The organism is Tardiphaga sp. 215_C5_N2_1 (assembly GCF_052076055.1).
GTDB classification, from domain to species: Bacteria; Pseudomonadota; Alphaproteobacteria; order Rhizobiales; family Xanthobacteraceae; genus Tardiphaga; species Tardiphaga robiniae.
This window is the reverse complement of record NZ_CP197240.1, coordinates 5,310,055-5,323,315: the sequence shown is the minus strand read 5'-3', so window position 1 is coordinate 5,323,315 and position 13,261 is coordinate 5,310,055. Positions and strand designations below refer to the sequence as shown.

The window sequence follows — 13,261 nt, the reverse complement described above, 5'->3', positions numbered from 1 at the left end:
AACCTAAAACGAAAGCAACTGGCGTTTTCGGGATCTGAACAGGGTCTAAAGCGGGGTCGGCTCGGGTTCCAGGTCGTCCGCATCGTCGGCGGAGCCCGGCAGGGCGGCGATCACCTGAACGCCCCGGCTCCGGCAGATCTCCTGCAAGGAGGGCGGCAGCGGCACGTCGGTGACGAAGGTCTGGATCTGGCTGATATGGGCGATGCGCACGGCCGCCGAGCGCCGCAGCTTGGTCGAATCGCAGACCAGCATGACATTGCGGGCATTGGCGATGATCGCCTGCGCCGCCTGCACCTCGCGATAGTCGAAGTCGAGCAGCGCACCCTCCTCGTCAATCGCCGAGGCGCCGATGATGGCGTAATCGACCTTGAATTGGCCAATCAGCTTGATCGCCGTGGAGCCGATCACCGCACCATCGGAGCGACGCACGGTACCGCCGGCGACAATCACCTCGATATGCGGGTGACGATAGAGCATCATCGCAACATTGAGGTTGTTGGTAATGACCAGCAGGTTTTCGTGATTGGTCAGCGCGCTGGCGACTTCTTCCGTGGTGGTCCCGATATTGATGAACAGCGACGAGCCATTGGGAATCTGCGCCGCGGCAGCGACGCCGATGGCTTTCTTCTCTTCGGCGGCTACGAATCGCCGCGCTTCATAAGCAAGGTTTTCCACGCCGGAGGCGACGATGGCGCCGCCGTGAATGCGCGTCAGCAGGCGCTGGTCGCAGAGATCGTTGAGATCCTTGCGGATGGTCTGTGCGGACACCTCGAAGCGCCGCACCAGGTCGTCGACCATCACGCGGCCAAAGGCGCGCGCGTGATTCAGGATTTCGGATTGGCGATGGGTCAGGCCAGCAGTCACGACAGCACCTCGGATCGAACGGTTCCATGGTGCGGGTGTTGGCGGCAATGGTCAACGCATCACCGGCGCATGCGCCATGCGCGCCGCCGCCGCGATGTCGTCAGAGAATCGCCCTCTAGGGCGTCACAGCCGCTTGGATACCCTGCGCGAACTGAAAGGCAGCGCGTTCAGCTTCGCGCGCATTGCGAAACAGCTGGCCTTCCATCGGGTTGAAACGGTGAGACGCAGCGAAGAACCTGTACCCACCGGGATCGCGAACCACGATGCCGGCAGCCTGCGATGAGACTTCGATGATATAAGTGTCTGACATGGCGGCCCCCTACGCGATAGGCGATGCATATTCCGGGCCACTAACTGCAGAGGAGGTATTTCGTTCCCGCCGGTGTTTAGAATTGCTCAGGTCGAGATCGTCGCGTCCGGACGCTTGATCACCTGCGGGCGCCCCGCCTCGTCAATGGACACGAAGGTGAAATTGCCGTCGGTCACCAGGATCGGGGCGTTTTCGTTGCGGCGAAGCACCCAGGCCTCGATATGCACGGTAAGTGACGTGCGGCCCATCCGCACCAGTTCCGCATGCACGGACACGACGTCACCGACATGAACGGCCTTGCGGAAGGTCATCGCCTCGATGGCGACGGTGACGGTGCGCGTCTTCGCCACCTTGGCGGCAAAGATGCCGCCGCCGAGATCCATCTGGCTGAGCAGCCAGCCGCCAAAGATATCGCCATTGGCATTGGTATCTGCCGGCATCGCCACCGTGCGGATGGTGAGATCGCCGGTCGGTTCCGCATCCAGCCCCGTCACTGGCTGCGTCGTTGATTCAGTCATGAGCAAAGCCTGCCGCAAATTGAGTCATCATTTAAAGGTTTCCCAGCCGGCATCCGGCGAGAAGCGATCGCCGAACCGGGCCGCCAGCGTGCGCAGCGTGGCGGTGATATTCTCGGTTCCACGAGTCCGCGCATAGTTCAGCGGGCCGCCGCGGAATGGCGCGTAACCTGTTCCGAAAATCATTGCGCCATCGACCACATCGGGGTTGTCGACGATGCCTTCGCGCAGACAGGCGACGCAGACATTGGACATCGGCAGCACCAGGCGATCGATCATCTCCTGTGTCGGACGCGCGGTGGCAACCGCACTGGAACTCTTCTCGGCCTTGCCGTCGCGCCACGTATAGAAGCCCTTGCCGGTCTTCTTGCCGAGCTCGCCCTTGTTGACCTTCTCGCGCAGCCAGGCCGGCGTCGGCGGCAGCAGGTCGCCAAACTTGGAGCGCAGCATGTCGCCTACGGCAAGGCAGATGTCGAGCCCGACCTGATCGGCCAGCTCGATCGGTCCCATCGGCATGCCGAACTGTTCGGCGGCGGCGTCGATGGTTTCCTTGTCGACTTTCTCCTCCATCAGCATCATCGCCTCGAGCATGTAGGGCGTGAGCGCGCGATTGACGAGGAAACCCGGCGAACTCTTCACCGGCAGCGGTAGGCGATCAATTGCGCCGACGAAAGCCGTGGCCTTCTTCAGCATATCCTGATCCACACCGTCATGGCTGACGACTTCGACCAGTTGCAGGCGGGACACCGGGTTGAAGAAATGCAACCCCAGCAGCCGCTCCGGCCGCGCCAGCGTGCTGCGCAGATCCTGTAGTGGAATGCTCGACGTATTGGTGGCGAGGATCGCATCCGGCTTCATGCGCGGCTCAATGCCCGCATAGACCTTCTGCTTCAGTTCGAGCTTTTCCGACACCGCCTCGATGATGAGATCCGCAGTACGGACGCCCTCGCCGTCCATATCGGGGATCAGGCGATCCAGCGTATCACGCTGATCGGTGCGCTTGCGGATGATCTTGCTATAGAGATCGGCGGCGCGCTTCATGGCGCCCGCGATCGGCTCGGGCTTCATGTCGGCCAGCGTGACGCGGATGTCCTGATGCGCGCACCACGCCGCGATGTCGCCGCCCATGGCGCCGGCGCCGATGACATGGACATGTTTGATGGTGTTCCCGTCACCGGCAAGCTTCTTCATCTGCTCGCGCAGGAAGAAGACGCGGATCAGGTTCTGCGCCGTCGGCGTCACCATCAGCCGGGCGAAGGACACCTTCTCGGCATTGAGCATCGCCGCACGGTCGCCGCCATGCTTCTCCCACAGCTCGATCAACGCATAGGGCGCGGGGTAATGTTCGCGCGGCGCAGCCTTCGAGGCTTCCGCGACCATGCGCGAGGCGAGAATGCCGCGCACCGGCGAGAAGTTCATGATCGGGATCAGCGCACTCGGCTTGGCGCGCTTGAGCTTGCCGAACACCGCATCGCGCACGGCGTTACGGACATGGCGTTCCTCAGTCACCGCATCGACAAGACCGATCGCCTTCGCGTTGCGCGCGTCGATGGTCTTGCCGGTCAGCATCAGCGGCATCGCCTGCATCGGATTGACCAGATGCGTGAAGCGCGCAGTGCCGCCCAAACCTGGATGCAGGCCGAGCATGACTTCCGGAAAACCGAAGCGCGCACCGTCAATGGCAATACGCATCTGGCAGGCCAGCGCCACTTCGAGGCCTCCGCCCAGGCAGAAACCGTGAATGACGGCCACCGTCGGGATCTTCAGCGCCTCGAAGCGATCGATCACCGCGTGAGCACGGCTGATCTGCGTTTCCACTTCCAATGGATCGCTGGCGCCACGAAATTCATTAACGTCGGCGCCGGCGATGAAACCGGACGTCTTGGCCGAACGAACCACGATGCCGGTCGGGCGCTGGGCTTCCAGCGCATTCAGCACCTGATCGAATTCTTCCAGCACCACAGCCGAAAGCGTATTGGCGCTCGCATCGGCGCGGTCAAACAACAGCCACGCGATGCCATCGGCATCGCGTGTCAGCTTGAAGTGGCGATAGGCGCCTGATGTGTCGGGAGCCGGCCCGAGTTCGAGCACGCGATCCCCAAGAACGTCCATGATCTTGCTGTCCATGACGCCCTCACACCGTCTCGATCAACATTGCACCACCGAGACCGCCGCCGATACATTCGGTAGCGATACCCCGTTTGGTGCCGAGCCGCTTCATCGCATTGACGAGATGCAGCACAATACGGTTGCCAGACGTGCCGACGGGATGGCCGAGGCTGATCGCACCACCATCGACATTGAGCCTGGCCCGATCGATCTCGCCGGCGGCGCCATCGAGGCCGAGCACCTCACGGCAGAATTTCTCGTCCTTCCAGGCGGCGAGACAGCCGAGCACCTGCGTGGCGAAGGCTTCGTTGAGCTCCCAGGTCTCGATGTCCTGAATCGTCATGTTGTTGCGCTTCAACAGATCGTTCGACGACAACACCGGACCAAGGCCCATGATCGACGGATCGAGCGCAGACCACTGGCTGTCGACGATCACCGCCTTCGGCTTGAGACCGTGTTTCACCACCGCGTCTTCGGACGCAAGGATCATCCATGATGCACCGTCGGTGATCTGCGAGGAATTGCCGGCGGTGACCTGCCCCCACGGACGTTCGAATACCGGCTTCAGCGTCGCGAGCTTGTCGACCGACGAATCCGCGCGGACGCCGTCATCGTGGTCGTAGAAATTGCCCTTGCGATCGAAGGCGGTTTCGACCTCACCCTTCAGCCAGCCCTGTTCCTGCGCATGCGCAAGGCGCTTGTGACTTTCGACGGCATAGGCATCGGCCTGCGCACGCGTGATGCCGAACAGGTGCCCGACCTTCTCGGCGGTCTGGCCCATATTGAGGTCGGTGATCGGATCGGTGAGACCGCGCTCGAGGCCGATGATCGGCTTGAAATAAGCCGGCCGGGCCTTGGCGATCGCCGCCACCTTGCCGAGCACACCCTTGGCCATGGCAAGCCCGGCGAACCAGCGCACGCCGTTCTGCGGCCAGACCAGCGGCGCATGGCTGAGCGCTTCGGCGCCGCCAGCGAGGATCAGATCGGCATTGCCTTCGCGGATGTAGCGATAGCCGGTGTCGATCGACTGCATGCCGGAGCCGCAATTGATCTGCACGGTGAAGGCCACCATCGCCTCGCCCATACCGAGCCGAAGCGCGGCGACGCGCGCAGGATTCATCTCGTCGGCGATGACATTGACGCAGCCGAGGATCACCTGATCGAAGGCATCGGGCGCAAATGGCTGCCGTGCCAGCAGCGGACGTCCGCATTGCACGGCGAGATCGACAGGGGTGAACGGGCCGGGGCCGCTGCGCGCCTTCAGGAACGGCGTGCGGCTGCCGTCGACGATATAGACAGGTCTTGCCATCAGCTTGCTGCCCGCTGCTCACCAAGTTCCTGGAAGAACTGGTGCACGTTATCGGACTTCTTATAACCGGGCGACAGCTCTTCCGGCGCGAAGTGATCGACCTCGATCACCAGCTTGACGGCTTCCTGCGCAGCGGCGAGCTTCTCGCCTTCCGCCTGAGTGATGACGCCCTGTGCCACTGCATCCTTCCAGTTCTTGAGCTTTGCCGTGCGGATGCGCTTGGCAATATCGTCACTCGATGTCACCAGTTTGAACGCCTTCTCCAGCCGCGCCAGGCCGCGATCGTCGTCAACATGCGACAGGTCCGGCGTCAGGCGATCGCGCGTCGCCGAGGGCTCCAGGATCATCTGCGCGCAGCGATGCACCACGCGGTCCGAAGGCCCGAGCACCGATGCACCATATGGCTGCACGATGAATTTGAGGATGCCGGCGACAAAGCGGTTCGGCAGGTTGGCCAGAATCTCCGCAAAGCGGTTCTCGATGGTCTTAAAGCCGGACGCCATACACCATTCAAGCGCCGGCAGATCGTCCTGCTGGCGGCCTTCGTCCTCCCAGCGCTTCAGCGCAGCCGAGAGCAGATAAAGCTCGGAGAGAATATCGCCGAACCGCGCCGACAGCATTTCCTTGCGCTTCAACGCGCCGCCCAGCGTCAGCAACGCCATGTCGGCGCACAATGCGAAGGCCGAGGAATAACGCGAAAGCTGGCGATAGAACTGTGTGGCATCGCCGGCATCCGGTGCAGGCGCGAATACGCCACCGGTCCAGCAGCGGCCCCAGGCACGGAACAGCGTGGTAACACTATGGCCGATATGTTTCCAGAACGCGGTGTCGAAGGCCTCTAAGCCCTTCGCCTTGTCAGGATCGCCGAGCGCATTCATTTCCTGCAACAAATAAGGATGCGCGCGGATGGCGCCCTGCCCGAACACGATGAGATTGCGCGTCAGGATGTTCGCACCTTCCACCGTGATGCCAACCGGCACCGCGCGATAGAGATTGCCCATATAATTCTGCGGTCCGTCGATCACAGCCTTGCCGCCATGGATGTCCATGGCATCATCGATGGCCAGGCGCATACGCTCGGTGGCATGCAGCTTCATGATGCCGGAGATGACGGCGGGGTGGCGGCCCTCGTTGAGCGCCGCCGATGTCAGGCGTCGCGCGGCGTCGAGCAGATAGGCCGTGCCGGCGATGCGGGCGAGCGGCTCCTCGATGCCTTCGAACTTGCTGATCGAAATGTTGAACTGCTCGCGGATGCGGGCATAGGCACCAGTGGTGCGCGCGGCATAGGCGGCACCGGCCGCAGACAGCGACGGCAATGAGATGCCACGGCCGGCGGCGAGCGCCGACATCAGCATCTTCCAGCCTTGCCCTAGGCGCTCCTGACCGCCGATGATGTAGTCGAGCGGGATGAAAACGTCGCGGCCCCAGTTCGGGCCGTTCTGAAACACCTGCATCGACGGCAGATGGCGCTGGCCGATCTCGACGCCCGGAAGATCGTGCGGGATCAGCGCAACCGTGATGCCAAGCTCGTCCTGCGAGCCCACGAGGTGATCGGGGTCATAGGCCTTGAAGGCGAGACCGATCAGCGTCGCGACCGGGCCGAGCGTGATGTAACGCTTGTGCCAGTTGAGGCGCAGGCCCAGAACCTCCTGGCCGTCGAACGTGCCCTTGCAGATGACGCCGCTGTCGATCATCGAGGCCGCGTCCGAGCCCGCTTCCGGGCTGGTGAGGCCGAAACAGGGAATGTCGCGTCCATCGGCAAGGCGCGGCAGCCAGCGCCGGCGCTGCGCGTCGGTGCCGAATTTCATCAGCAGTTCGCCGGGGCCGAGCGAGTTGGGCACCATCACCGTGACGGCGGCGACCACCGAACGCGACGAAATCTTGCGCACCACTTCCGAATGCGCATAAGGCGAGAAGCCGAGACCTCCGAATTCCTTCGGAATGATCATGCCGAAGAACTTTTCGCGCTTGATGAACTCCCAGACGTCCGGCGGCAGATCGCGCAATTCCCAATTGATCTTCCAGTCGTCGATCATCTCGCAGAGACGATCGACAGGTCCGGTCATGAAGGCCTGTTCTTCGTCGGTCAGTGTGGCCGGCTTGACGGCGAGCAGCTTGGCCCAGTCCGGATTGCCGGTGAACAGATCCGCATCCCACCAGACGTCGCCGGCTTCCAGCGCCTCGCGCTCGGTATCCGACATTTTCGGTAGCACGCCCTTGGCCCAGCCAAAGATCGGCTTGGTGAGATAATCACGGCGCAAGCTGGACGAGCTCATGGAGGCTTCCTCTCAATCGAGACGACCAGCAGTCCGGGCGGACCACGGGCGCCAAAAGGCAGACGCTCTTAGCGGGACGGTGTCGGTGTCACCTTAGCTTTCGCATTGAAATTCAAGCGAAATTTGACAGCATCGAGCCATCATTAACGACAGGATACCGCAACGGTTCCCGAAAGGCGATTTCCCGCCGCGTGACCAGTGGTCGCGCGACCGAAATGCCGGAAGAATAGCCGGCCTCAGTCCGGCCGGTTCATCTCGAACATGGCGTCCTGCTTGATGTGGAAATAGTCGCCGCGGCGGCCGGCGCGCAGGATCGGGCCAGCCAATGCGGTCTGGTACACGCCATCCACGATCAGGGTCTTGTCGATATGCACGGCGACGACTTCACCCATGGTGAGGAAGGCGTTGGCCGAAGCGCCGTTCGCGCCCTTGAGTTCGATGATCTGAGTCACCTTGCACTCGAAAGCAACGCGGGCTTCGCCGACACGAGGTACGTTCACCAGCTTGCTCGGCACCGGCGTCAGGCCCGCGATCTCGAATTCATCAACTTCCGGGCCGACATGCGCCGCCGTGGCGTTCATCTGCTTGGCCAGATCCATGGTGGCCAAATTCCAGACGAATTCCTTCGTCGCCTGCATGTTGCGGGCGGAGTCCTTGATCCCGATGCTGGAAAAGCCGATCAGCGGCGGCGTGTAGTTGAAGGCGTTGAAGAAGCTGTACGGCGCCAGATTGACGTGTCCATTGGCATCCCGGGAGGAGACCCACCCGATCGGACGCGGACCGATGATGGCATTGAAGGGATCGTGCTTGAGGCCGTGGCCGTTGACGGGCTCGTAAGAATGCAGATCGAATGCGGTCACGCGGAAGATCCCCTGAATTGACGTCAGAGAGATCGTCTAGCCCCGCGGGGCCAACCCGGCAAGAACGAAGTCGATCATCTGGTCCAGGGTCGGGCCAGGTTTCGTCGCACATTGCGCGATCATCTGCGGGTGAAAGAACCGCATCATGGCGGTGCAGGCGCACATGGCTGCCAATTCGACGTCCGGAGCCTGAAACTCACCCTTGGCAGCACCGTCCGCGATGACACCGCCGATGGTAACGGTGATGCGCTCCATATGAGCAGTGCAGACATCCCAACTCTCTTCCATGGCGATGGCGACCATCTCATGCAGCTTGGCATCGCCGACATAGCGTTCGGCATTCATCTCATGGATTGACGTCAGCAGTTCGCGGAGCCGCGCGGCGGCCGGCTGCGGATTTTCAGCAATCGCTCCAGCGGCCTCTTCAACTTCCCCCATCAACCGCTGCGCCACGGCCGAGATGATCGACTTCTTCGAATCGAAGAAGCGATAGACGTTCGCCGGGCTCATCCGGAGCACTTTGGCGATATCAGCCACGGTGGTCTTCTGGTAGCCGATTTCACGAAACAGCTTTTCCGCGACCACAACGATGCGGCCCCGCATATCGGCTTCGACGTGATCAGAAATCAGAGTCATCTCGGAGTGCAGTCTTCAGTTATTCGGCAGCAAGCGGAAAGGCCTGTTGCTTGTCGTGATGGTGCGGTGCGTGATGATCCACATCCTCACCCGATCCGCGTTCATCCAGGCTCTTGCGAAACCATAGGGCATAGAGACCCGGGAGATACAACAACGTCAAGAACGTCGCCACAAACAATCCACCCATGATGGTGACCGCCATCGGCCCCCAGAAGGCCGAGCGCGACAGCGGGATCATCGCCAAAATGGCCGCCAGCGCCGTCAGGATGACCGGACGCGCACGGCGCACGGTCGCCTCGACGATGGCCTCGCGGCGGGTCAGGCCGTGCCGCACGTCGGTTTCGATCTGATCCACCAGAATAACGGCGTTGCGCATGATCATACCCGCCAGCGCGATCAGGCCGAGCAGTGCCACGAAGCCAAACGGCTTGTTGGCAACGTTCAGCGCCAAAGAGGCACCGACGATGCCGAGCGGCGCCGTCAGGAACACCAGGATCAGGCGCGAGAAGCTCTGCAACTGCACCATCAGCAGCGTCAGCATGATGATCATCATCAGCGGAAACAGCACGGCAATCGAGGCATTGCCCTTGCTGGATTCTTCCACCGCGCCGCCGATCTCAATGCGATAGGCCGGCTGCAGGCTGTCGCGGATCTGCTGCAACTGCGGCCAGATCTGGTTGGTGACATCCGGGGGCTGCACGCCATCGACGACGTCGCCGCGCACGGTGATCGCCATGTCGCGGTTACGGCGCCAGAGGATCGGCTCCTCATGGGCATATTCGATCTTTGCCACCTGTGACAAAGGCACCGGAACGCCGTTGCGCGAGATGATGGTGAGATCGCCCACACGGCCGAGATCGAGGCGTTCCGACGGAACGGCACGGGCAACGACACCCACTTTCTCGATACCGTCACGCACGTTCGTGACCGACGCGCCGGAGATCAGCATCGCCAGGGATTGTGACAACTCCTGCGGCGTCAGGCCGAGCGCACGGGCGCGATCCTGGTCGACCACCAGCCTGAGGGAAGGCGTCTGTTCGTTCCAGTCGAGCTGCGGATCGACCATATTCTTGTTAGCGCGCATTACTTCGCGCACCCTGTAGGCTATATCCCGCACGGTCGCGGTATCCGGCCCGATGACGCGGAACTGGACGGGGAAACCGACCGGCGGACCGAAATTGAAGCGATCGACGCGCACGCGTGCTTCCGGCAGCTGGCCATCGGCGACGGCCTTCTCGATCTTGGACTTGATGCGCTCACGTGCCTCGACATCCTTGGACACAATCACGATCTCGGCGAAGGCCTCGTTCGGGAGCTGCGGATTGAGGCCGAGCCAGAAGCGCGGCGAGCCGCGGCCGACATAGGCCGTATAGGTGGCGATGTCCTTGTCGTCCTTGAGCAGCTTCTCGGCGTCCTTGACCGCCTTTTCGGTAACGCCAAAGGCCGTGCCTTCCGGCAGGCGCAGCTGGAGGAACAGTTCGGGACGTTCCGACAACGGGAAGAACTGCTGCTGGACATGGCCGAAACCGACGATGGCAGCGATGAAGATACCGACGGTGGCAGCTACCACCTTGATGCGATGCGTGACGCACCACTGCACGACGCTACGCAGACCGCGATAGATGCGCGTCTCATAGACCGCATGCGGATCGTGATTGGCCTTGCCGTGGGCAGCAAAGTTCGGCAGCAGCTTGACGCCGATATAGGGCGTGAAGATCACCGCGACAAACCATGAGGCGATCAGCGCAATCGCGACCACCCAGAAGATGCCACCGGCATATTCGCCGACTGCAGAATTGGCGAAGCCGATCGGCAGGAAGCCGACGGCCGTAATGAGCGTGCCCGTGAGCATCGGAAATGCCGTGGACTCCCAGGCGAAGGACGCTGCGCGCACGCGGTCCCAGCCCTGCTCCATTTTCACCACCATCATCTCGACCGCAATGATCGCGTCGTCGACCAGGAGGCCGAGCGCGATGATCAGCGCGCCGAGCGTGATGCGATGCAGGTCCATGCCCATCGCATTCATGACCATGAAGACGATACCGAGCACCAGCGGCACCGACAGCGCTACCACGATGCCGGTGCGCCAGCCGAGCGCAAGGAAGCTGACGAACAGCACGATCGCCAGGGCCTCGATGAATGAGTGCGTAAATTCGCCAACGGCATGTTCAACCACCAGCGGCTGATCGGCGATCTGCTCGACATTGACGCCCTGCGGGACGGCGACCATGAACTCGTTCTTGGCCTTTTCGACGTCCTTGCCGAGTTCAAGAATGTTGGCGCCGTTCGCCGTCACCACGCCGATGCCGAGTGCGTATTGGCCCTTCTGCCGGACCTTGAAATCCGGCGGATCGACGAAGCCATGGCTGACCGTCGCGATATCGCCGAGGCGGAACGTGCGCCCGTTACTCTCGACCGGCGTCTCCGCGACGGTTTTGGCGCCATCAAGTGCACCGGTGACGCGCAGCGGCACGCGCTGCGACGAGGTTTCCACCGTGCCCGCCGGCTGAATCGCGTTCTGCTTGGCCAGCGAGTCGAACAGCGTCTGCGGCGTGATGCCGAGCGTCGCCAGTTTGGCGTGGGAGAATTCGACGAAAATGCGCTCGTCCTGGGTGCCGTAGAGATTGACCTTGGTGACACCCTTCACCTTCAGCAGGCGCTGGCGCAGGCCTTCAGCGACCACCTTCAACTGTTTGAAATCGGCGCCGTCGCCGGTCATCATGTAAAGAATGGAGTCGACGTCGCTGAACTCGTCATTGACCGTCGGCCCGACCAGATTGGCCGGCAGACTGCCCTGCACGTCGGCAAGCTTCTTGCGCAGCAGATAGAACAGGAACGGCACGTCCTTGGCCGGCGCATTGTCCTTGAACGTGACCTGCAGCGCGGTGAAGTTCGGCTTCGAATAGGTCTGTACCTTGTCGAAGTAAGGCAGCTCCTGCATCTTTTTCTCGATGGGATCTGCAACCTGCTCCTGCATTTCCTTGGCCGTCGCGCCGGGCCAGATCGCCGTGACGTTGACGACCTTCACCGTAAAGGACGGGTCTTCGGCGCGGCCGAGCTTCTCGTACGAGAAGAAGCCGCCGACACCGAGCGCGATGATCAGAAACAAAATCAGTGCCGGATGAGCGACGGCCCAGGCGGAGAGGTTGAAGCGATGCATCGGCTTCGTCCTTTGAATGCGAGCGTCTTAAAACGACAATGCGGAGACGACGTGAACCTTCAGCGCCGGGTCGAGCTTCTGCACGCCCAGCGTCACGATCTTGGCACCTTCATCGACGCCACCTGAGATGATGACGTCGTTGCTCTCATAGGACTTCACCTTGACCGGCTGCAGCGCGACGTCGCCCGATGCGCTCACGACGTAGAGCGAAGGGTTGTTGCCCTGGCTGAACAGCGCCGAGAGCGGCACGCGCGCAACGCGTTCGGTGGCGGGATCGGAGAGCGTCAGCGTCGCCGTCATGCCGAGCGACACCTTGTCGTCGGCCTCGGGCAGCGAGAACTTGGCGAGATAAGTGCGCGTCGCGGTGTCGGCATTGGGCGCAAGTTCACGCAGCTTGGCGGCATATTGCTTGCCGGGCTCGGACCACAGCGTCACACTGGCTTTGCCTTCCTTGGCGCGGCCAACCAGCGTTTCCGGAATGGAAACCACCGCCTCCTTCTCGCCGAAACGCGCGACACGGATGGCGGCCTGCCCTGCGGCAACGACCTGACCGGCATCGACCAGCGTCGCGGTAACAACGCCGCGGGTGTCGGCGATCAGCGTTGCATAAGAGAGGCTGTTCTTGGTGAGTTCGACCGAGCGTTCGGCGCGATTGAGACGCGCGCGAGCTTCGTCGCCCGTGGCTTTGGCCTGATCGAGCTGTGCCTGAGTGGACCAGCCCTTGGCGCGCAATTCGGTGGCGCGGCCCTCGGCCGCCGTGGCATTGGCCAGCACGCCCGTGGATGCGTTGAGTTCGGCGACGGCCTGCTCGGCCTGCAGCTTCAGATCGACCTCATCGAGCGTAGCCAGCGGCTGGCCGATCTCGACGTTCTGCCCGACCTCAACAAGGCGCTTGGCGACCTTGCCGGTGACCCGGAAGCCCATATCGGTCTCGATCCGCGGGCGGATGGTGCCGACGAAACTGCGCTGCGGCGATTCCGGCTCGTAATGCACAGTCGCGACCAGCACGGGGCGGGTTGGCTTGGCTTCCGCCTCAGTCTTCTTGCCGCAGCCGGCCAGAGCAAGGGCCGGGATCAGCAGGAGCGCGGCAGCGAATGGCTTGCGGGAAGCGCTGACTTTGGTGTGGCCGAGCATCACGAGCGTCCTTCGAATGAATGTTCGAAGGGAACTTAGGCGTGACCACTGACGAATGTCAATATTCGTCAGTGGTCACAATTTCGGC

Annotated in this window: 10 protein-coding genes; all 10 read right to left on the bottom strand. The window is 62.3% G+C overall.

The window, feature by feature from the left end; translation table 11 throughout:
• Positions 1 to 45: 45 nt before the first annotated feature.
• The 10 genes from AB7828_RS25250 to AB7828_RS25205 all read right to left on the bottom strand — a co-directional run bounded on the left by AB7828_RS25250 (position 46) and on the right by AB7828_RS25205 (position 13,173).
• A complete protein-coding gene (locus tag AB7828_RS25250) occupies positions 46 to 864 on the bottom strand; it encodes a DeoR/GlpR family DNA-binding transcription regulator (protein ID WP_441228566.1) in 819 nt (272 codons plus the stop codon).
• Between the two features lie 115 nt (positions 865 to 979).
• Positions 980 to 1,174: a hypothetical protein gene (locus AB7828_RS25245; RefSeq protein WP_093759633.1), complete on the bottom strand. Its 195-nt coding sequence runs from the start codon at positions 1,172 to 1,174 to the stop codon at positions 980 to 982.
• Between the two features lie 86 nt (positions 1,175 to 1,260).
• A complete protein-coding gene (locus AB7828_RS25240) occupies positions 1,261 to 1,692 on the bottom strand; it encodes an acyl-CoA thioesterase (protein ID WP_093759634.1) in 432 nt (143 codons plus the stop codon).
• Positions 1,693 to 1,719: 27 nt separating this feature from the next.
• Positions 1,720 to 3,816, bottom strand: coding sequence for a 3-hydroxyacyl-CoA dehydrogenase NAD-binding domain-containing protein (locus tag AB7828_RS25235; protein WP_441231487.1), 2,097 nt, complete (start codon positions 3,814 to 3,816; stop codon positions 1,720 to 1,722).
• 7 nt (positions 3,817 to 3,823) lie between these two features.
• Positions 3,824 to 5,107, bottom strand: a complete 1,284-nt coding sequence (locus AB7828_RS25230; RefSeq protein ID WP_441231486.1) for an acetyl-CoA C-acetyltransferase — start codon at positions 5,105 to 5,107, stop codon at positions 3,824 to 3,826.
• A complete protein-coding gene (locus AB7828_RS25225) occupies positions 5,107 to 7,383 on the bottom strand; it encodes an acyl-CoA dehydrogenase (protein ID WP_441231485.1) in 2,277 nt (758 codons plus the stop codon). Before AB7828_RS25225 ends, AB7828_RS25230 begins: the two co-directional genes overlap by 1 nt.
• A gap of 236 nt (positions 7,384 to 7,619) precedes the next feature.
• Positions 7,620 to 8,243 carry a flavin reductase family protein gene (locus AB7828_RS25220; protein ID WP_089262600.1) on the bottom strand — a complete coding sequence of 208 codons (624 nt, stop codon included), beginning with the start codon at positions 8,241 to 8,243 and terminating at the stop codon, positions 7,620 to 7,622.
• Between the two features lie 36 nt (positions 8,244 to 8,279).
• Positions 8,280 to 8,879: a TetR/AcrR family transcriptional regulator gene (locus tag AB7828_RS25215; protein WP_089262602.1), complete on the bottom strand. Its 600-nt coding sequence runs from the start codon at positions 8,877 to 8,879 to the stop codon at positions 8,280 to 8,282.
• Positions 8,880 to 8,898: 19 nt separating this feature from the next.
• Entirely contained in the window at positions 8,899 to 12,039 is a 3,141-nt protein-coding gene (locus AB7828_RS25210; protein WP_441231484.1) for an efflux RND transporter permease subunit, read from the bottom strand.
• 27 nt (positions 12,040 to 12,066) lie between these two features.
• A complete protein-coding gene (locus AB7828_RS25205; protein WP_441231483.1) occupies positions 12,067 to 13,173 on the bottom strand; it encodes an efflux RND transporter periplasmic adaptor subunit in 1,107 nt (368 codons plus the stop codon).
• Positions 13,174 to 13,261 lie beyond the last annotated feature (88 nt).

Bases quoted from the DNA above. Each gene is read 5' to 3' on its own strand.
- AB7828_RS25245 (WP_093759633.1), bottom strand. From the start codon at position 1,174: ATGTCAGACACTTATATCATCGAAGTCTCATCGCAGGCTGCCGGCATC.
- AB7828_RS25240 (WP_093759634.1), bottom strand. From the start codon at position 1,692: ATGACTGAATCAACGACGCAGCCAGTGACGGGGCTGGATGCGGAACCG.
- AB7828_RS25235 (WP_441231487.1), bottom strand. From the start codon at position 3,816: ATGGACAGCAAGATCATGGACGTTCTTGGGGATCGCGTGCTCGAACTC.
- AB7828_RS25230 (WP_441231486.1), bottom strand. From the start codon at position 5,107: ATGGCAAGACCTGTCTATATCGTCGACGGCAGCCGCACGCCGTTCCTG.
- AB7828_RS25225 (WP_441231485.1), bottom strand. From the start codon at position 7,383: ATGAGCTCGTCCAGCTTGCGCCGTGATTATCTCACCAAGCCGATCTTT.
- AB7828_RS25215 (WP_089262602.1), bottom strand. From the start codon at position 8,879: ATGACTCTGATTTCTGATCACGTCGAAGCCGATATGCGGGGCCGCATC.
- AB7828_RS25210 (WP_441231484.1), bottom strand. From the start codon at position 12,039: ATGCATCGCTTCAACCTCTCCGCCTGGGCCGTCGCTCATCCGGCACTG.
- AB7828_RS25205 (WP_441231483.1), bottom strand. From the start codon at position 13,173: ATGCTCGGCCACACCAAAGTCAGCGCTTCCCGCAAGCCATTCGCTGCC.